This is a genomic window from Clostridium gelidum (assembly GCF_019977655.1).
Taxonomy (GTDB): domain Bacteria; phylum Bacillota; class Clostridia; order Clostridiales; family Clostridiaceae; genus Clostridium; species Clostridium gelidum.
In genome coordinates this window covers 1,259,330-1,279,037 of the sequence record NZ_AP024849.1, presented here as the reverse complement: position 1 = coordinate 1,279,037, position 19,708 = coordinate 1,259,330, and the positions used below count along the sequence as shown (strand labels likewise).

The window sequence follows — 19,708 nt, the reverse complement described above, 5'->3', positions numbered from 1 at the left end:
AATTCTTAAGATTTTTCATAACTTATATTTAACATTTAATTTATATAATAAATTCATAGATTAAGTAAAGTGTTCTAAATAATGGTTTACTTTTTCCATTTTACTATATAACTATATAAAGTAGAGGTGTATAATGAATAAACTATTTAAAATTATTATTTTTGTATTTTGGGTATCAATTTTATTTATATTTTTCAAGTATCAATTATATAATAATGGAACTTATAAAATTATAAATTTTTTAAAGATTTATCCACAATATAGCGTATTATTGTTTCTTATAATTGCATCTTTAAGAACTATTACACTTATTCCCTGTACTGTTTTTATTATTATTGGATGTCTGTTATTTAGTCCTTTAGAAGCATTTGTTTTAGCTACAATAGCTAATTTATTAAGTGAAATTTTATTGTTTTTCTTTACAAAGCTTACATTGAGTATGAACTATCAAAATAAGATGATAGCTAAATATCCTAAGATATACAATGTTATTGAAAAGAACACTGTTCAAATATTAGCATTAGGAGTTTCTTCGCCTGTAGTTCCCTCAGATGTTGTTTGTTTCTTTTCTTCTTTAACTGGAATCAGTTTCAAGAAATATGTTTTAACAATATTTTTAGCTGATACACCTATAATTCTTCTATATACATTCTTAGGAATAAGTGTAAAATATTCTATATATGTATTTATTGTTACGCTTATAGTTATCCTTGTACTTAGCTATTTTAATTTTAAGAAATGGAATAATCAAATCAGCGAATAAAATTAAATTGATTTTTACGAATTGAACATTGTCAAATTTTTATGATTATAATTAAAAGGAGATATTTTAATATGAATATGAAGTTTACTAAATTTTTATTTGAATACATAAAATCACCAAGGAAGGTAGGAGCTATAGCACCTAGTTCAGAAAAACTTGCTGAGAAAATGGTTGAAGGTATTGATTTTCAAAATGCAAAATGTATAGTTGAGTATGGACCTGGAACTGGGGTTTTTACGGACAAGCTTGTGAAAAGAAAAACGAAGGATCTAATATTATTATTAGTAGAAAGTAATGAAGAATTTTGCAAACAACTGGAAGATAAATATAATGAAAATGATAATGTTATAATAATAAATGATTCTGCTGAAAATGTAGATCAATATTTAGTGAAATATGATATAAAAAAAGTAGATTATGTAATTTCAGGTTTGCCCTTTGCTAGTCTTCCAAAAAGTGTTTCAAATAGGATTTTAAATAAAACTGGAAATATACTAAAAAAGAATGGTTTATTTATAACATTTCAGTACACTCTATTAAAAAAGGAATACATTGCTAGCTATTTCAAAGATATAAGTCTAGAAAAAGTACTTTTTAACATGCCACCTGCTTATGTTTTGAAATGTTCTAACACTTAACAGAATGAAGATTTGTGAATCACGACCTTTACCTTTAACCCCCCATTTAAATTATTACATTAAATATGGCTTAGCATACATAAAGAAAGTCCCTTTAAATTAAAAATCTAAGGGGACACAAAACTTATTGTATTCTATTTAAATGTAATAATATTAACCTCATTTTTATCCATAAACATAAAATTATTTTCTAAATTTTCATCATTACCCGAGAAAAATAATATTTTTTTACTGTCTCCGCTCCACTGAACAGCATTATTAATTGCCCCTGAAATATTTGTTGAACCTGAAAAATGAATATCTTTGTATATACATATCTTACTTGTTAAGCTATTACCATTAATTTTAGCAGCATATAAATTTAACTGTTTTTTATTATTCTCAACTTCTCCTTGCGTATAAATCACCTTTGTCTTATCTGGTGATACCCAAATCGATGAACCATGTGAAATTACATTATGAAATTTCTTGTTATCTACATCATAAATATATAATCCACTTTGACCTTCTATGGAATTTTTCAAAAATAAATTGAATATCTTAACTTGATGAAATTTTAATTTATGATATAGTAGTATAATGAAATATTTAATATAAATTTTATGAATTAAAAGAGGAGTAATTTTATGACAGAATCTTCAATGTCAATGTCTTCATTTTTTCGGAATCGATTTGTTCGAGTAATTATGGCTTCTTCTATTTTTTTACAAATAGGAATATGGGTCCGTAACTTTGCTATATTGTTATATGTAATGGATAAAACAAATAACAATCCAATTGCAGTTTCTTTAATTTCAGTTGCTGAATTTGCACCTATATTCATATTCTCATTTATAGGAGGAACTTTTGCAGATAGATGGCGTCCTAAGCGTACTATGGTTTGGTGTGATTTATTAAGTGCCATTTCGGTTTTTGCAGTTTTGCTTACAATAATATTTGGAACCTGGCAAGGTGTATTTTTTGTGACCTTTGTTTCATCAATTCTATCTCAATTTTCTCAGCCTTCTGCCATGAAATTATTTAAGATTCATGTTCCAGAGGAATATATGCAAACAGGAATGGCTATTTTCCAAACTGTTATGTCTATTTTTATGATTATAGGTCCAGCTTTAGGTACCATCGTATTTCAAAAGTTTGGAATAAACATTGCTATAGCAATCATGGGAATAGCTTTCCTTCTCTCAGCTTCAGTATTAACGCTGCTACCAGCTGATCAGATAATTGAAAGAGAAAATATTACAACTAACTTCTTTGAAGAATTAAAAGAGGGTTTCAACTATGTTTGGCAGGAAAAGGCTCTCACTATACTAGGCTCTGTTTTTGCAGCAGCAGGCCTTGCTGTTGGGATTATACAGCCACTTGGAGTTTTCATAATTGTTGAAAGACTAGGTCTTCCTAAGGAAAACCTTCAATTACTATTTATGGTTAATGGAGCAGCCATGTTTATTGGTGGCGGCCTAATTATGACCATAGCGAAGAAGGTAAAACCTCAAAAACTCCTTGCAATAGGACTAGTTGTAAATGCTATTTCCATGGTTGGACTGGGATTGTCCTCAAGCTGGGTTATGGTTCTTTTGTTTGAATTTTTTAATGGATTTTTTATGCCTTGTATTCAGATTGGTATTAATACACTAATTCTACAACTGACAAGGTCAGAATTTGTAGGAAGAGTAAACGGAGTATTAAATCCTATGTTTATGGGTTTCATGGTCATTACTATGTCCCTTACAGGTTGGCTTAAAGGTCAGTTTTCATTAACTGCTCTTTACATTGCAGCAGGACTGCTTTTTCTCATAGGAGCTATACTAACTTCATTAATATTTAATACTTCAGTTCATAATAAAATAGATTCCGCACAGTAATAAAACATCCGGTTTTTATTTGGGCACCTCAAATTGTTATATATATTTAACATTTTAGGTGCTTTACCTTATTATAATTAAAAGTATTTCTCTAGAGCTCAACAAAGTTATCATTAAGCCCTATCAAAAAGTCCACAAAGAAAAAAGATACTACATCTTGCAAGATCTAATATCTTCTTATAAATTAATTCAACGTGAATTTCTTCTTTTAATTACTTATTTATCCCACTTGATTAAATACTGAAATTCTATGTTTATGTTGATACAACTATCCTATTTTTTCCACTATGTTTCGCTTCATAGAGAGCCTGATCAGCCTTATTAAAAGATTCTTCCTTTGGCTGACCCTTATAATATTCATGTACACCAATACTTACAGTTACATTCCTGTTTAGTTCTATATGTTTTTCATCTTGTATTGCTTTCCTTATTGCTTCTAGTAACACTCGTGATTGCTCCATGGTTTTGTTTGTTAGTATTACTACAAACTCTTCTCCACCATACCTAGCAGTTATGTCCTCTGCTGTAACCATTGTTTTTATTCTACTTGCTATACTTTTAAGTATAATGTCACCAACACTATGACCGAAAGTATCATTTATTTTCTTGAAATCATCAATATCAAATATGGCTAACTGTAATGTGCTATTATTCCTTGAGACTTGTCCTACTATTGTATGAAAATACTCTTGAAATGTTCTATGGTTATACATATCTGTCAAAGCATCCACCTTGGACATATTTTCCATAATAGCGCTTCTAATTAACAATTCCTGCTTATCCATCGTCACTTTTTCTAAGTTATTTTCAAGTAAAAGCTGATATTCCTTTATTGTTTGTAAATTTTTCATATATTTTGTTGTATCTCTAAATAATATTAAAGTCCCTAAATATTTAGCTTTATTAAATATGGGTGTTACTTCAATATTAAAATAACGTACTCCATTTTTAAAATTTATAGCTGAGTCAAAACTAATTGAATCCTTCTTTTCTAAAGACATTCTACCATAACTCAGCAATTTTTTAGTATCCAACTCTTCCATTTTTAAAGAACTCATGAATTCTTTAAGATCTTGGCTTCTTCTTATTTCGGTATTACCACTACACCACAATTGAACTGCTTTATTAAAATCTATAATTTTTCTATTTTCATCTATTACTATAAATCCATCTGATATATAGTCTACTACCTTCTGCAATGCTATTGGCATAATGTTAAACATATCCAATTTTAATATTGCAATTCCTATTAGAATTACCAATATGACTATGCTTGGTATTGTTGAGTAACACCCTCCACGTACTATGCTAAATGATGTTAACACATTGACTACCAATGATATACCTATTCCTACAATTAATGTTATTGCTTGTTTTGAAAAAATTCCCAAATTATTTATTGCATGCTTTATTAAATATCCCAGTCCTATTGCAATGTATACGTAACAATAAATATAATGAACCCACATTAAAGGCCCCATCACCGTATCTTTAATTATTATACAAAATACTTTCATGAATAAATGATGACTTTCGTTAGTTGCAACTGCTATTGCTGACCCTATTGGTAATATGAATAGTAGTGCATATTTCCATGTTACTGTTATTTTTGAATTAGTAAAAACTATTCCTAATAATAGTATAAATACTGACACTAATCCTATACCAAAATAATTGCATGTTTGTATAAATGAATTAAAATGATATACATCTTTAGTAGTCACTTCCCCTATTGCTCCTGTACACCACACTAACACACTTGACATTAGCAAAATATATACATAATGTAATTGAGTTTTATTTTTTCTTGTGCCCACATATATAATAGATCCTAAAATTGTAATTGTGGATATAACCACTAATATTAGACTTATGCTCATCTAAAGTCTCTCCCTGCTAAATATATCTGTCTTTATAATACCATAATTTACTTAATATATTTTAATTATAACACTTTTACAAATCAATTAGTATTTTCAATACGTAAATTACTTGCTAAACTACTACCACATTAGCTCCTTAATCAAAGCCTTAACTGCCTAATTCCAAATTAGTGATATCATCAGATCTAATTCTAAATATTTCTCTTAGTAAAAAATGTAGTAACAATTATCACACTATACTCTATTTACTTTATAACTCAAAAAATCTTCGACAATACTTACATTAAAGTATTGCCGAAGATATACTTGTAGGAGGTGAATCATCACCGCCTACAATTCTTCATGTTTTAATTGCTCAATTTTCCATTTGGATTTCCAAACTATCTTTAATATTGCCAAACATATAATTGCAAGTAATACCGTAAATATTCCGAAAACAAATTCACCAGTTTTAATTGTTGCTATCAACTCCATCAAAAAACAAATGATTTCTACAGCTAAAAATATTTTAAAAAACTTCATAATCTTGCTGTATTGAGTTATTTTTGATTCCATATCTGTATACATTTCAAAAGGACCGTCTTCTATCTTTTTCTGCAAGTATACCCATCTCCACCATTGACTTATGACTTCTACCCCTGCATCCTCCATAAAAGATGCATAATCAGCATTGTTACCGTTCCAATTATCAAGCAAATCTATCTGATAATTATATTCTCCTGGCTCACATGGTTCAAAAGTATAAAATCCAAGGTAGAATTTTTTGAACGCCCATCCACTTAAAGACATTTTTTTAAGCCAATCTTCTTCTTCGTCTTTATCATAATATAGTTTGAATTTTAACATATACTCATCTCCCCCTAATCGTCCATCTTTTTTGAATTTTTTATAAGTTCATTCAACCTTTTGACTTCATTTTGAAATACCATTTTCCCCATGTTTGTAATCAAATATTCTTTTTTCTTTCTGGATTCCTTATCCTCACTATATAAACTTATCCATCCTTTTGTAAGCATTGAATTGATTGCACCATATAGAGTTCCTGGTCCGAGTATTACTCTTCCATCTGTCATTTCACTTATATTCTTAATAATTCCATATCCGTGGTTCGGTGTTCGTACCGTCAATAAAATATAAAATAAAGCTTCTGTCAAAGGTGTACTATTATCCATAACCATCGCCTCCAATCTATCGTCTAACGATATATTAAATATATCACATCCCAATATATCTGTCAATGATGTATATGAACTACTAAAATAAAAAAATTTCATAACAATACTTTTAAAATCAAGTATTGTTATGGAATTCATTAATAAGCTATGCACTTAAACTTATCATAATTTGAAATTTTCAAGATATATATTACTTCAAGAATGTTTGCACTTATACCTGGTACAAATTTAATTTCTCCATCTTAAGAATAACCCACGGCAATCAATGATTAAAATAACTATTGCCATTGGTTTCATGTTGGAGGCTAAGCACGATCTTTAAAATTCAACACTCGAAATTGAAACAAACTTGCTTGAAAAACATTTAAATAACACAAATGCTAAATATATATAATTCTAGATTAAATTAATCTCCAAATTTATAGCCCACACCCCAAACAGTTTTTATATACTTAGGGTGCTTATTATCATCTTCTATTTTATCTCTCAAATTTCTAATATGAACCATAACTGTATTATCTACTTCAAATTCCTCTTCCCCCCATATTCTTTCAAAGATTTTCTCTGTAGAAAACACTATTCCTCTATTAATTCATAATAATTTTAGAATTTTAAATTCTGTAGGAGTAAGTCTTATTTCTTCATCTTTTTTTATTAGTTTATGGGTACTTAAGTTTAATATAAAATCGTCATATTTTAATACTTCACTAAACAGACACAATAATTTTTAATTACATTACTTCTATATAATGATGGTTAAGAAGATATTATCAGAGATAAGACAATTAAAACAAGCTACTGAAGTTTTAGAATACTCATCAGATAATTTAAATGAGATAGTTGGATCATTTAAAATAAAATACAATTATTCAGCAAAAGATTTATATTTATGTGGCGATATACCTAAATCAAATACATTTGTGTTCCACAGACTTAAGAAAATTTTGCTGAAAGTATTAAGAGGAAGGTTCCACCCACCCACTTTAGCTTGCTCCAATCGCTAAAGTGGAACAACCGTCCTCTAAGTGCTTTTAGCATCGAAATTTTCAAATGCCTGTTACAGTACTCCAAGCAATGGCGTAAAAGATAATGAAAGATTCAAACTTTTATTATCACTATATAGCAGGTGCGAATCCTGCATGACAAAGGTTAGCAACCAGTCATTAGTTAGTCTTGGGATTATTATAGTGATATAATAAGTTAAGTGTAGACAAACAAGATATCAGACCGCAAGCGAATACAAAAAATCAGATACAAGAAGATATAGCTTATGAACAAATGAGTTTGAAGGAATATATATACCCGTTTAACGGGTGGCATTGATTCAAAATAAGGATTACCTGTTGCATATTTGGGTCTAAATGTAAGCGTCAAAAACATCGGCATCTCGACTTAAATGTCAAGGTGCCGATGTTTTTGATGCTTACTATTGAAGCTCCTGTTCGTAAATCCTTTGAAGATGATTATTATTTTATTTCATTAATAATATCAATGATCTGCTGTTGTGCTTTTTTTGCTTCAGGCATTGGAAAAAGCGGAAAAACATGATTCATCTTCGGGTATTCATAATAATCTATACTAATATTTTGCATTAAAGATTTCTTATTAAATATTCTTGCATCTGGTAAAAAATTCTCATAAGTTCCCATGAATAAAGAAATGTGCCCTAATCCTTTAAGGTCTCCATTAATAGGGCTAACCAAGGGATTTGTTGTACTTGAATCTCCTGCCCATAGCTTTCCCATCTGCTTTAATCCATATATACCTAGCATAAGATCTTTTTTATCTAGTGGAAGAATATCCGGGTTTTCCATTGTCACATCAAGCCAAGGAGATATTAAAGTAATTTCCTTAGGTTGAGGCATATCAGTTTTAAGCAGATGTTGCGCAAATGCAAGAGTTAACCCACCGCCTGCTGAATCTCCCATAAAGACGATATTGGATGGATTTGATTTACTTAACATATCAGAATAGACTATTACCAAGTTATCTATTGATTCCATAAAATGATGATCAGGTGCTTTGGGATAAATCGGAACAATAACAGACGCTCCCGTTTTTCTTATTAACAGATCTAAGAATTTCCAATGTTCTATTACTGGCTGTTCGATATAACTACCGCCGTGTACATAGAGAATTTGTTTTTGAGTTGTATCATGTTGCTGGTTAAGAATGAATACTTCCATACCGTTTACTGTCGTCTTCTCTGCAGTAAATTTCAATTTGGAGGACTGCGGCAAATTATATGGCTTTGCACTAATTTGGCGGCATTTTTCAATATACCTTTTAACTTTTTTCGGATCATTAGTCATTTTTTTGTAGCCATTTAAGCTCAGATATGTTTCAATAAGGATGCAGGGTAAACTTCTCATTAATAATCACCTTCCTAGTATAATGAATTCGTAACATAGTTACGTCCTTTAATAGCAGCTATTTCTTCCATATCACCTATTGTATCTTTTTTGCACAAATGGGACATCAAAAGCCTTGCTTGATGCTGCTACGGGTTGAGCCAAGATACGTGTAAAAATACCTAATAATGCTGAATTTATTACCATAACAATCTACCTATTGTTTCAATGATGAAATTATAATCAGTTCTAGAGTTCTCAACCCCACCCGTATTCTTTAAAACTGTCTAATTATATCAAAAATTTTTAAATCTGTTTTAAAATATTTGGGTATATCTTACAGTATGTTGAATATTCTTATGCCCTAAATATTACTGAATACTCCTTGTGTCTTGTCCATCATTAGGAAGCTTGAATTCGGTGAAATGCCGAAGCATACATTGGTAGACAGGTATGCCAAGGTTAGCTTCCATACCAGCTCTAACAACTATCTTTCTGAAAGTAGAATCTGTTATTGGTGTTTTGCGTTCAGTTATAAAAATATAGTCGCTGTTCGAATACTCTCGCTTAAGTGTTCTCAAAGTTCTTAATTCAGAACCCAATAGCGAATAAGTGAATGACTAGTCACTCTTTAATGGTATTATATTGATACCACAGTAAAATGTCAACTATAATTTTTAATTACATTACTTCTAATTTGTGGTACAATATTTTGAAGTTAGGAGGTATTTATGTGAAGGACTTATTTTTAAAAATTCCAGAAGAAAAAAGAAAAAGAATATATGAAGAAACTATATCTCAATTTGCTAAATATGGCTATGAAAGTACAACTACCAGCTCAATTGCAAAATCAGTAAACATAAGTGTCGGTAGTTTATTTCAATATTTTGACAATAAAGAAGATATATATATTTCTGTTGCAAAATATTATGCATTATTAACAAAACAAAACTTTGATGAAATCATGGAGCATGACGAACCTTTTATTATTAAAGTGGAAAAGATTATAAATCGTATTTTTAAAAACTCCCGTGAAAATCCAGAATACGTAAAATTCTATTATGACATGTCATCTCCTAATAAATATCACATTATGCAGCAAACTGCTCAGGAAATTGAAAGTTACGCTCTTAGTATTTATGTTAAACTGATAGAAAAAGCGAAATCTGAAGGCTTAATCCCCAATGACGGTGACACTAATTTTTATTCGTATATATTAGATAATCTATTTATTATGTTGCAGTATTCTTATACTTGTGGTTATCATAAAGAAAGATTAAAAATCTTTCTTGGTGAAGATATCTTTAATAACGATGAACTTATGGTTGAAAAAATAATAAAATTTATATATAACGCTTTTAATATCACCCATCTACCTCAAAAGTAGCACAACTTCTGTTTCTTACATATAACTTTGCCATTAGCTAAAGCATTATTGCAGAAACAAAATGTGTTGATTCAAGAATCTCAATTCATTAGAACAGTTGCAATAAAATGTTGATAAAAGTAACTGTTTGGGATGAAAAAAGTAATGTGAAAGTATTAGATGAATCAGTCAGGACCACCCGGATAAATGGGTGGCTTGCTCCACGCCTATAAGTCTAAAAAATATAGGACAGTCTTTTCACTCTGTTATACTTGCTCTATATTTTTTAATTGTGTGGTTATTTTATATTTAAAATTTAATTGTGCAACTTAAGTTTTATAGTAACTTATAGTTTTGCATTACCAGTATTAGTTTAGTTGTAATACACAAAGTTTGTGGTAAAAATATCTTTTGAGAATACTTGCAGTTTTTTAACGGTATAATCACTTACCTCCACTCGCTTACCAGATGGTTTTCTTTTAACGCTAAAGCGCATAATAAAATACCCACGAAAAATCCAAAATGAACTGCTCCCTGTCAAGTAGACAGATGAAAAAATAAAAAATTATGAAGCTAAGGTCTGATTTCGATATTCAATTGGAGTCAGACCTTTTAAGTTTTTCTGTAACCTTTTTGTATTATAAAATACTATGTAGTCATCAATTGATTGTCTCAATTCTTCATATGTATAAAACTTTTGCAAATAATACATCTCACATTTGAGAGTTCCCCAAAAACCTTCCATTGGTCCGTTGTCGATACACCTACTAACACGTGACATACTTTGGGTTGCATTGATCTTATCAAGTTTAGCTTTGAAAGTTCTATTAGTATACTGAAATCCCCTGTCACTATGAAAAAGCGGCTTTGCATTCGGATTAGCAATTACTGCTAAGTCAAATGTATCAAAAACAAGTTGATTGTTATTTGAGTGACCGACCACATAAGAAACAATGCTTTTATCAGATAAATCAAATATTGCACTGAGGTAAGCCTTTTGACCATTAAGTAGCTTAAATTCAGTGACATCTGTTAACCATTTTTCATTTGGTTTCTTTGCATAGAATTCTCTATTTAATTTGTTTTCTGCCGTAATTTGTGGAGTACTTTGCAGATAAGACTTTCTCTTTTTTCTTATAACTGATTTCATGTTAATAGACTTCATTAATCTATAAATTCGTTTATGATTATACTGTTTATTAAGAAGTCGATTTATATTCATTGTTATCCGACGGTATCCATAGATACCATGTACATCTTCATAAAGTTTAACAATTTCTTTTAGTATTAGTGAATTCTCTTTATCTAATTCAGTCTCTGAACGGTTAATCCATTTGTAGTAAGATGATCGTGCAATATTAGCTAAATTGCATAAATCAGCTATTGGATAGTCGTTTTCCTCATGTAATTCTTTTATAGAAATATATTTATATTCTTGAAATATTCTAGTACTTATCGCCTTCTTTCTACTTCCTTCAATTTTTTTAAGAAATCAATCTCCATCTTTAAACGTGTATTTTCTGATTCGATAAGTTTCAATTGTACAGATAATTTTTCCAATTCAGTAAGCTCAGTAGCTTCTTTACGCTTACCGCGTCGATCCATTAGTGCCTCATATCCATTAGCTTCGTATTTTCTTACCCATGCATAAACTTGTTGATAAGAAACTTTAAATTTATTAGCAGTGGCTTGATAATCACCATTATTCGAAATGCAGAATGCAACAATCTCAATTCTTTCTTCATAAGTAGTTTTTCTTCCATTAGTCATAATTCTATCTCCTTGCTTACTATGAGATTTAAATATTTTATGACCATTATACTTCTTAATCCAATCTCTGAGAACACGAGGAGATGAAATTTCATATATGCAGCATATATTTCTTAAAGAACCTTTTCCGGCTAGATAATCTTTAACTGCATTAAGTTTAAGCGAATCAGAATAATATTTATTTTTTGTAGAAACTATTAAATTTGCTTCCCCAACATCATTATATATTTTCAACCAGTCATAAAATGTGGCACTATGAATTGCCATCTCATCACATATCTGTATAACTGCTTTTTCTCCTGATAGATATTCTTTAATTCCTTTCAATTTCTCTTCCAGAGAACATTTCGTTTTTCTTGACATTAAAATACCCCCTTTATAGAAACAGTTTTATTATTTTAACTGTCTACTATAAAGGGAGCATATCAAAAATTTTAGATTTTAGTGGGTTTCATGGTGGAGGCGAAGAGTATCGAACCCCTATACGTTAATATTACTTTTAAAATCCAACCACATCCCCTATCAATACTCCATAATTTATATTTATTAATATGCCTTATCTTCAGTAACCTTAATTTCTTTTCCTTTAAATACAATAGCAAGCTTTATTATATCTTTGATTCCTTTTTGTAATAGTTCTTGTGCATATTAACTCACTAATGCCATTTTGTAATAAAGCCGCATTAACCTATAATAATTTAATCGATATTATTCCCATTAATTTTATAAAGAAGGGCTCTTCGTGAAATCTGAAGGAGCTTTGCAGCATGTGTGTGGTTTCCCCCTGTTCGTTCTATAGCTTCGGAGATGTGACGTTTTTCAGCTTCTAACAATATTTCTCGCAAAGGTTTGAAATAACCATTTACCGGAACAATGGCACCATCCTCTTCAACATCTTCTACTTTTATACTAAGTGGAAGATCTTCCGGTAAAATAACACGAGTGTTACTCATAATAATAGCGTGTTCCACTGCATTTTCTAATTCTCTGATATTCCCTGGCCAAGAATAGTTACGAAAAATATCTAATACCTCTGGTGCAAAAAACATGCCATTTCGCCCTACTTCTCCCGAAAAACGCTTTAAAAAGTAATCAGCTAGTAAAACAGTATCCTCTCCTCTTTCACAAAGTGGAGGTAAACATATTGAAACAACATTAAGTCGATAATATATATCCTTTCGAAAACGCTTTTCAGCTATTTCTTTAATCAAATCACGGTTTGTTGCTGCAATAATACGCACATTTGTATGAAATGTTTTCGTACCTCCAACACGTTCAAACTCTTTTTCTTGCAACACCCTAAGAAGTTTTACTTGAAGATTTGGACTCATCTCCGCAATTTCATCTAGAAAAAGTGTCCCACCTTCTGCCAGTTCAAATTTACCTGGTTTTTGAAAAAAGGCACTTGTAAATGCGCCCTTCTCATGCCCAAATATTTCACTCTCTAATAAACCTTCTGGAATTGAACCACAATTCACTTGAATGAAGGGTTTTTCTCGCCGGTCACTGGCATAATGGATAGCCTTAGCAACCATTCCTTTACCCGTCCCACTTTCTCCTGTTAGCAATACTGTAGCTTTTGAATTAGCTACTCGGCCAATAATTTTATATACTTCTTGGATTTTAGAGCTTTCCCCAACAATTTTACCTGGGGTCGTTGTTGTCATGCTCATCTCTTGCACTTCCTGCGTAAGATATACAACTTCTTTAGTCAATTGTTGCATACGAATAGCTCTATTTACAATAATCTTCACTTCATCAAGGTTAAAAGGTTTTAATATATAATCATAAGCACCGTGTTTCATAGCATCAACTGCAGTTTCCGAACTTCCAAATGCTGTCATAAGAATGATTGGTAAATTAGGCTTTATTTTGTGAATTTCATAAAATGCTTGCAACCCATCCATCTCTGGCATGCGGATATCAAAAATAGCAACATCATAGTAGTTTTCCTGCGCCATGCAAAGTGCCTCTTTTCCATTTTTAACTGTATCCACTTCATATCCCACCTTATTTAGTGCTGTTTGAAGCACCAATCTCAGGCTCAGCTCATCATCAGCTATTAAAACACGAATATTTTCTGTCATATTGTAATCAGCCTTTCTTTTTATAAACATAATATTAATCTAATTTAGTTATACAACATTTTACAGTATATATCAATATTTAACCAATTTCGATATTTTACATCTAATATTTGAATCAATTTAAATATTATGCAAATATAATAATATATATCAAAGTAAAATTTGTAATAATATCCCAAGTATTATTATAGTTTAAATTTACTTATAGCTTCATGCAAATCTTCAGATAGTTTTAGTAAATTCTGACTTGATCCAGCAATCTCAAACATTGATGCAGATTGTTCTTCTGTTGTTGCAGTTACAGTCTGCGTTTTTTCTGCAGTGTCACTACTAATTTTTTCTATTTCATAAGTTGAAGTAACAATCTTATTACTGTTTGATGATATTTGTTTTACTGTCTCCGATACACTTCTTACTTGTACTGCTACATGCTCAACTGATTGTGATATTTGACTAAATGCCTTACCTGCTGAATTTACAACATCAGTTCCATTTCTAACTTCTTTGGTTCCTTCTTTCATTACAACTACAGCATTATCAGTTTCTCTTTGAATATCTCCGATAAGTTTTGCTATCTGCATTGATGCTACATTAGATTGCTCAGAAAGTTTTCGTACTTCTTCTGCCACTATTGCAAATCCTTTACCTGATTCACCTGCACGTGCTGCTTCTATTGCTGCATTTAGTGCTAAAAGATTAGTTTGTTCAGCTATAGTAGATATTGTATCTACTATCTGTCCTATTTCCTTTGAGCTTTTACCTAATATTCCAACTACATTTGCAGAACTGTTGACAGCTTTTTCAATCTTGCTCATCTGAACAATTACTTCATCAACAGCTTTACTTCCTAGCTGTGCAGCATTTGCAGTTTCCCCTACTGTTTCTATCATGCTCTCTGTATTATCTGCCATATTCTTTATTTTTTTATCCATCTCTTCAATGGCAGATGAAGTTTGATTTACAGCTTCCATTTGTTTATTAGCCCCTTCTGATACATCCATAATAGTTGTTGCTATATGGTTTGCTGCATACGAAGTTTGCTCAGAACTTTCAGTTAATTGCTTTGAGGCAGCTGATACATTGTCTGCTGAACTTGAAACTTGTTCAATAAATCCTCTCAAATTTATTATCATATTTTCAAAAGTTTTAGCGAGTCTTCCAAATTCATTCTTTGAATTAACCTTCACCTTTGTAACACTAAAATCACCATCTGAGATGCGGAATGCCATATTCTCTATGGTTTTTAATGGTTTTAGCATTTTATTTAACATAAATAGAAATAAAAATATTACTATTATTAAAGTAATACCTAAAGCTAAAGCTGATTCAAAAATTTGTTGTACAAGTGGTCCAGTAAATTCACTTTCAGATGCCATCAGACTAATCGTCCAATTAATTCCTGGAACAGTTGTATATGAAATATATTGCTTATTAGAAGCATAGTATTCAACATTTGTTTCACCTTTGCATATATTTTGATATATTCCTTTTAATTTTGGTTCAATTTGCTCATCTTTCAATGGATTATATTTTAAAATCAAATCATTATTAGGATTAGCAATTACTGTTCCATCTAATAAATTCAGTGAGGCATAACCATTTTCTTTTACTTTTATAGAAGATATGTATTGTGTCAATTCATCAAGTTTTACATTACCACCCCAAATAGCTTTAATAGTACCATTAACCTTTATTGGAACAGCAACAACTACAGCCATTTTCCCATCTGCCTTCCCAAGTAAAGGATCTGATATTACCGTTTTTCCTGTAGCTAGTAATTCTTTATAATAAGGCCTTTCGCTTATACTTCCTGTTGTCCCTGTAGCAGAATACCAATCTCCATTAGCATCTGAAAGCCAAAACGCACTATATAGAGGAAGACGACTTGTTTCAGAAGACATATAATCTATTATATCCTGCTTAGTTCCTTTTAAGAAAACAGGAGAATTTGCAATGCTTTCCATCTCTGCCTTTCTAATATCAAGCCATAATCCAATTTCTTTAGCTGTTGATTGAGTGCTAGAAGTCATCGTTGTCTGTACTTCTGTATCAACCATCTGTTTTGTTCCTATATAACTTGTAACCTCAAGTACAGTCATAGATAAACAAATAATAGGTATAATAGCAACCGTGAGCAAAGTCTTAATACTTTTCATCAAATCATCCAATCTCTTTATAATTAGTGTAACTTAATAAATTACTTTTCTTAGTTTTTTATATCTCACTTTACACTATACTTACTTAATTACACTTTCATAAGGTAAGTAGATTGTAAATGTACTTCCAATACCAAGGATACTTTCAGCTCGAATGTGTCCTTGATGAATTTCTATGATTTTGTTACTAACAGCAAGTCCTAGACCCGTACCTGTGTCCTTTGTGGTAAAAAAAGGATCAAAAATTCTTGGTAAACTTTTCTGATCAATCCCTTTTCCATTGTCTTCTATGATAATCTCAATCCCTTTAATCATCCCTTGTGTTGTAACTGTGATTTTTCCGTTTTCTTGAGGAATAGCTTGCGTTGCATTTAGTAATAAGTTAACTAAAACTTGTTTAATGAGTTGGGCATCAACAGAAATAACTCCAATTGATGGATCAAAGTGTGTTTCTAAAATAACAATCTCCTTTTTTATACTCGGTAAAAGTAAAAAAAGAGCATTTTCCACAAGTTCGTTGGTATTAATTGATGTCACATAGTGTTTGGAAGGTTTAGCAAAATATAAAAGATCTTCAATGATACAGTTAACACGGTCAACCTCTTTCAATACAATATCTCCAAAAACTCGCGCAGAATTATCTATTGGCAATTCATCCACCAAAATTTGCACACTCCCGGAAATAGCTGATAAAGGATTACGTATTTCATGAGCCACACCAGCAGCAAGCTCCCCAACTGCAGCAAGACGATCTACTCTCCTCACACAATCCTCAAAAGCCTTATGTTCTGATAAATCTTTGAAAACTACAACTACACCCAATACATTATTATTATTATGTAGCATAGAGGTGCTGACACTGATAGGGATAATTGCACCGTCCGAACGAGTAAATTCTACTTCATATCCAATAAATTTTTTACTGGCATGCAAAGTTTCTAGCAATATGTCAAGGACTTTAATATTTCCAGAGAAGAGATCTCTATAATTAATGCCAATCACATCTTGATTTAATCCCATAATAGACCAAGCAGCAGTGTTTATCTCTGTCACCTTTTCATTATTATCAATTGTAATAATTCCATCTACCATACTCTCCATAATAATTTCTGTATGTGAACGTGTATTCATTAAACTTTGAGCCATTCCATTAATAGCTGAAGCAATTTTCCCAAATTCACCATCAATTTCTGGCAGTCGGTGACTTAAATCGTTGCCCAAACTCGATAGCCCTTTAATAATACCATGAACAGAATTAGAAACGCTATTTGCCAAAGTCATACTGATACTTAGTCCCACTAACAAAGCAATAGCCAACCCATTGTACATCACAACTTCCATCTCATATATTTGACTCTCTATACTTTCAGTCATTTCGTTAGCCCATACGTATCCGATTACACGATTATCTCGAATAAGCGGAACCATGGCATTTAGAATATTTCCTCTAACCATCTTGCCACGTGCAGTCAAAGATATCCCTTTTTTCATTACTTCACGCCCCAAATGTTCTTCACTTATTGATTGTCCAACAGTTGAGTCATATTGAGAACTTGGTCCATAGGTAATAATACAGTCGAGATCTTTAGAATAATACCCGCCTCCTACTCCTGGATTTCCCGAAACAATTTTCTCCGTAATCCCTGATAACTTTTGGTTAAGTAGTCGTACCTTCTCGTCATGGGAAGCATTCTCAGCCTCTATAGATAATAATGATTCAAAATCACCTACCATACTAGCATCCAAAGTTCTTGCTATTCCATAAAGCTTGATTTCCTTCTCTGAATTCATAGCCTTTTCCGCACTATGAATTAATATATAGCCACTCCCTACAAGTGGTATTACCACTGCAAGTGCAAGGATAATCATAAGCTTATAACGCATACTAAAAAGCCTCATCAGAATACCCCCATAAACATTAATATTTCATACTTTTCATAATATATCTTATTTTATAATTATTATATGTATTCAATTTCGTGTCAAGCAAAAGCAAAGCCTTGCAACATAATAAATCAGACCACCCCACTAAGTAGGTATTTCTGTCAAAATCTACTTAGCGGGGTATTTTTTTAAGCACAATTAAGAACTTTTTAAATCAACTATTTAAACATATTTTCATCCATAAGCTTTAATTTTGGAGATATTATTGGTTTAAATTCCATATGAGCTAGAACATCTTTTTCCAAATTTACTCCTGGCGCTATTTCTTCTAAAACTAGGCCATCCGTAGTTAACTTAAATACAGCTCTTTCTGTAACATAAAGCACAGTTTGTCCAATACTTGATGCATATTCACCACTAAAAGTAATTTGTTCAACAGCATTTACAAATTTCTTAGCCTTACCTTCATTTTCTATCGTTAATTTACCATCCCCGATTTTTAATTTTAAACCACCAGCTGTAAATGTACCACAATATATTAACTTCTTGGCATTTTGAGTTATATTAATAAATCCGCCACAGCCTGCAATCTTAGTTCCAAATTTACTAACGTTTATATTCCCTAATTTATCACATTGTGCAAGTCCTAAGAAAGCTACATCAAGACCTCCTCCATCATAAAAATCAAATTGACTACCTTGATCTAATATGCATACTGGATTAGTTGAAGCTCCAAAACTTAATCCACCTGCTGGCACTCCACCAACACCACCAGTTTCTATAGTTAAAGTCATTTCATCTGCAATACCTTCTTCATTAGCAACTATAGCTATTCCTTCCGGTATACCAATGCCTAAATTAGTAATTGCATTAGGTACAAGTTCCTTAGCGCATCTTCTTGCTATTACCTTTCTCTCATTAAGTGGTAATGGTTCTATTGAATCTACTGATACTTTAGTTTCCCCGCAATATGCTGAATTAAAGTCTTCACCAAAAGTTTGCATTTGATTTTCTGAAGATGCAACAACAATAGCATCAACATATATTCCTGGAATTTTGACTTTTCTTGGATCAAGTGAACCTTTAGCTACTACCTTTTCAACCTGAAGTATTACTATTCCGCCAGAATTTTTAGCAGCTTGAGCCATTGCTGTTGCATCAAGCGTCACAGCTTCTTTTTCTAATGTTGCATTTCCATCCTCATCTGCATAAGTAGCTCTTAAAATCGCAACATCTATAGGAAAAGTTTTATATAATAAATACTCCTTATCTTCAATATTAACTACTTTTATAATATCTTCTTTTGTAACTTCATTAAGCTTACCGCCTTCAATTCTAGGATCTACAAATGTTTTTAATCCAACATGAGTAATTGTACCCGGTTTTCCAGCCGCAATGTCTCTATACAAGTGTGATATAACCCCTTGAGGTAAATTATACGCTTGTACTTTATTGTCTAAAACTAGTTTTTGAAGTTTTGGTGTCAATGCCCAATGTCCACCTATTATTTTACTAACTAAACCTTCATGACCAAGATGATTTAACCCTCTGTCCTTACCATCCCCTTGACCTGCTGCAAAAACTAATGTCAAATTGTTAGGCGCCTGCTTTTCTAAATATTGTTTTTCTATTTCCAATGTAATTTCTTCCGGATGAGCACATCCAACAAACCCACCTACTGCAATAGTAGATCCATTTTTTATTAAATCAATTGATTGTTCTTTAGAAATTACCTTTGACTTCATATTAATTACCTCCATTTTATTTTATATC

The 19,708-nt window shown here is 31.3% G+C and carries 18 protein-coding genes and 1 pseudogene; 6 read left to right on the top strand and 13 right to left on the bottom strand.

Annotation, left to right across the window (positions count from 1 at the left end; genetic code table 11):
* The first annotated feature begins 133 nt into the window (after positions 1-133).
* Both psyc5s11_RS05805 and psyc5s11_RS05800 read left to right on the top strand, forming a co-directional pair.
* Positions 134-763: a TVP38/TMEM64 family protein gene (locus psyc5s11_RS05805; RefSeq protein ID WP_224036679.1), complete on the top strand. Its 630-nt coding sequence runs from the start codon at positions 134-136 to the stop codon at positions 761-763.
* A 77-nt stretch (positions 764-840) separates the two neighbouring features.
* Positions 841-1,401: a class I SAM-dependent methyltransferase gene (locus psyc5s11_RS05800; protein WP_224038133.1), complete on the top strand. Its 561-nt coding sequence runs from the start codon at positions 841-843 to the stop codon at positions 1,399-1,401.
* Between the two features lie 134 nt (positions 1,402-1,535).
* On the opposite strand, the gene psyc5s11_RS05795 is transcribed toward psyc5s11_RS05800, so the two are convergent.
* Positions 1,536-1,925: a DPP IV N-terminal domain-containing protein gene (locus tag psyc5s11_RS05795; RefSeq protein ID WP_224036678.1), complete on the bottom strand. Its 390-nt coding sequence runs from the start codon at positions 1,923-1,925 to the stop codon at positions 1,536-1,538.
* Between the two features lie 102 nt (positions 1,926-2,027).
* Between psyc5s11_RS05795 and psyc5s11_RS05790 the strand changes: the two genes are divergently transcribed.
* On the top strand, positions 2,028-3,263 hold the full coding sequence (locus psyc5s11_RS05790; RefSeq protein ID WP_224036677.1) for an MFS transporter: 1,236 nt from the start codon (positions 2,028-2,030) through the stop codon (positions 3,261-3,263).
* 254 nt (positions 3,264-3,517) lie between these two features.
* Here the strand turns inward: psyc5s11_RS05790 and psyc5s11_RS05785 are convergent, their stop codons facing one another.
* The 4 genes from psyc5s11_RS05785 to psyc5s11_RS05770 all read right to left on the bottom strand — a co-directional run bounded on the left by psyc5s11_RS05785 (position 3,518) and on the right by psyc5s11_RS05770 (position 6,898).
* On the bottom strand, positions 3,518-5,143 hold the full coding sequence (locus psyc5s11_RS05785) for a histidine kinase N-terminal 7TM domain-containing diguanylate cyclase (RefSeq protein WP_224036676.1): 1,626 nt from the start codon (positions 5,141-5,143) through the stop codon (positions 3,518-3,520).
* Between the two features lie 333 nt (positions 5,144-5,476).
* On the bottom strand, positions 5,477-5,992 hold the full coding sequence (locus psyc5s11_RS05780; protein ID WP_224036675.1) for a DUF2812 domain-containing protein: 516 nt from the start codon (positions 5,990-5,992) through the stop codon (positions 5,477-5,479).
* A 14-nt stretch (positions 5,993-6,006) separates the two neighbouring features.
* Entirely contained in the window at positions 6,007-6,318 is a 312-nt protein-coding gene (locus tag psyc5s11_RS05775) for a PadR family transcriptional regulator (RefSeq protein ID WP_224038132.1), read from the bottom strand.
* 409 nt (positions 6,319-6,727) lie between these two features.
* The gene (locus psyc5s11_RS05770; RefSeq protein WP_224036674.1) at positions 6,728-6,898 is read right to left on the bottom strand and encodes a winged helix-turn-helix domain-containing protein; all 171 of its coding nucleotides are present in this window, start codon (positions 6,896-6,898) and stop codon (positions 6,728-6,730) included.
* A 172-nt stretch (positions 6,899-7,070) separates the two neighbouring features.
* Between psyc5s11_RS05770 and psyc5s11_RS05765 the strand changes: the two genes are divergently transcribed.
* Entirely contained in the window at positions 7,071-7,325 is a 255-nt protein-coding gene (locus psyc5s11_RS05765; protein WP_224036673.1) for a hypothetical protein, read from the top strand.
* 238 nt (positions 7,326-7,563) lie between these two features.
* Positions 7,564-7,644, top strand: a pseudogene (locus tag psyc5s11_RS28045) (IS200/IS605 family transposase); the annotation flags it as partial.
* A 143-nt stretch (positions 7,645-7,787) separates the two neighbouring features.
* On the opposite strand, the gene psyc5s11_RS05760 reads toward psyc5s11_RS28045, so the two are convergent.
* Together psyc5s11_RS05760 and psyc5s11_RS28185 are read right to left on the bottom strand one after the other, a co-directional pair.
* Entirely contained in the window at positions 7,788-8,633 is an 846-nt protein-coding gene (locus tag psyc5s11_RS05760) for an alpha/beta hydrolase fold domain-containing protein (RefSeq protein ID WP_224036672.1), read from the bottom strand.
* Positions 8,634-9,043: 410 nt separating this feature from the next.
* Positions 9,044-9,253 carry a tyrosine-type recombinase/integrase gene (locus psyc5s11_RS28185; protein ID WP_224038131.1) on the bottom strand — a complete coding sequence of 70 codons (210 nt, stop codon included), beginning with the start codon at positions 9,251-9,253 and terminating at the stop codon, positions 9,044-9,046.
* Positions 9,254-9,405: 152 nt separating this feature from the next.
* On the opposite strand from psyc5s11_RS28185, the gene psyc5s11_RS05750 reads away from it, so the two are divergent.
* Positions 9,406-10,059 carry a TetR/AcrR family transcriptional regulator gene (locus psyc5s11_RS05750; protein WP_224036671.1) on the top strand — a complete coding sequence of 218 codons (654 nt, stop codon included), beginning with the start codon at positions 9,406-9,408 and terminating at the stop codon, positions 10,057-10,059.
* Positions 10,060-10,603: 544 nt separating this feature from the next.
* On the opposite strand, the gene psyc5s11_RS05745 is transcribed toward psyc5s11_RS05750, so the two are convergent.
* The 6 genes from psyc5s11_RS05745 to psyc5s11_RS05720 form a co-directional block, all read right to left on the bottom strand.
* Entirely contained in the window at positions 10,604-11,482 is an 879-nt protein-coding gene (locus tag psyc5s11_RS05745; protein WP_224038130.1) for an IS3 family transposase, read from the bottom strand.
* Positions 11,483-11,490: 8 nt separating this feature from the next.
* Positions 11,491-12,171 carry a helix-turn-helix domain-containing protein gene (locus psyc5s11_RS05740; RefSeq protein WP_224034445.1) on the bottom strand — a complete coding sequence of 227 codons (681 nt, stop codon included), beginning with the start codon at positions 12,169-12,171 and terminating at the stop codon, positions 11,491-11,493.
* Between the two features lie 335 nt (positions 12,172-12,506).
* Positions 12,507-13,925, bottom strand: a complete 1,419-nt coding sequence (locus psyc5s11_RS05735; RefSeq protein WP_224036670.1) for a sigma-54-dependent transcriptional regulator — start codon at positions 13,923-13,925, stop codon at positions 12,507-12,509.
* Positions 13,926-14,080: 155 nt separating this feature from the next.
* A complete protein-coding gene (locus psyc5s11_RS05730; RefSeq protein ID WP_224036669.1) occupies positions 14,081-16,051 on the bottom strand; it encodes a methyl-accepting chemotaxis protein in 1,971 nt (656 codons plus the stop codon).
* Between the two features lie 81 nt (positions 16,052-16,132).
* The gene (atoS, locus tag psyc5s11_RS05725; RefSeq protein WP_224036668.1) at positions 16,133-17,950 is read right to left on the bottom strand and encodes a two-component system sensor histidine kinase AtoS; all 1,818 of its coding nucleotides are present in this window, start codon (positions 17,948-17,950) and stop codon (positions 16,133-16,135) included.
* 203 nt (positions 17,951-18,153) lie between these two features.
* A complete protein-coding gene (locus tag psyc5s11_RS05720; RefSeq protein WP_224036667.1) occupies positions 18,154-19,680 on the bottom strand; it encodes an acyl CoA:acetate/3-ketoacid CoA transferase in 1,527 nt (508 codons plus the stop codon).
* Positions 19,681-19,708 lie beyond the last annotated feature (28 nt).

Excerpts from the sequence above, each read along its gene's own strand:
- psyc5s11_RS05805 (WP_224036679.1), top strand. The coding sequence starts at position 134 with ATGAATAAACTATTTAAAATTATTATTTTTGTATTTTGGGTATCAATT.
- psyc5s11_RS05800 (WP_224038133.1), top strand. The coding sequence starts at position 841 with ATGAAGTTTACTAAATTTTTATTTGAATACATAAAATCACCAAGGAAG.
- psyc5s11_RS05790 (WP_224036677.1), top strand. The coding sequence starts at position 2,028 with ATGACAGAATCTTCAATGTCAATGTCTTCATTTTTTCGGAATCGATTT.
- psyc5s11_RS05785 (WP_224036676.1), bottom strand. The coding sequence starts at position 5,143 with ATGAGCATAAGTCTAATATTAGTGGTTATATCCACAATTACAATTTTA.
- psyc5s11_RS05780 (WP_224036675.1), bottom strand. The coding sequence starts at position 5,992 with ATGTTAAAATTCAAACTATATTATGATAAAGACGAAGAAGAAGATTGG.
- psyc5s11_RS05775 (WP_224038132.1), bottom strand. The coding sequence starts at position 6,318 with ATGGATAATAGTACACCTTTGACAGAAGCTTTATTTTATATTTTATTG.
- psyc5s11_RS05765 (WP_224036673.1), top strand. The coding sequence starts at position 7,071 with ATGATGGTTAAGAAGATATTATCAGAGATAAGACAATTAAAACAAGCT.
- psyc5s11_RS05760 (WP_224036672.1), bottom strand. The coding sequence starts at position 8,633 with ATGACTAATGATCCGAAAAAAGTTAAAAGGTATATTGAAAAATGCCGC.
- psyc5s11_RS05740 (WP_224034445.1), bottom strand. The coding sequence starts at position 12,171 with ATGTCAAGAAAAACGAAATGTTCTCTGGAAGAGAAATTGAAAGGAATT.
- psyc5s11_RS05735 (WP_224036670.1), bottom strand. The coding sequence starts at position 13,925 with ATGTTTATAAAAAGAAAGGCTGATTACAATATGACAGAAAATATTCGT.
- psyc5s11_RS05730 (WP_224036669.1), bottom strand. The coding sequence starts at position 16,051 with ATGAAAAGTATTAAGACTTTGCTCACGGTTGCTATTATACCTATTATT.
- atoS (WP_224036668.1), bottom strand. The coding sequence starts at position 17,950 with ATGAGGCTTTTTAGTATGCGTTATAAGCTTATGATTATCCTTGCACTT.
- psyc5s11_RS05720 (WP_224036667.1), bottom strand. The coding sequence starts at position 19,680 with ATGAAGTCAAAGGTAATTTCTAAAGAACAATCAATTGATTTAATAAAA.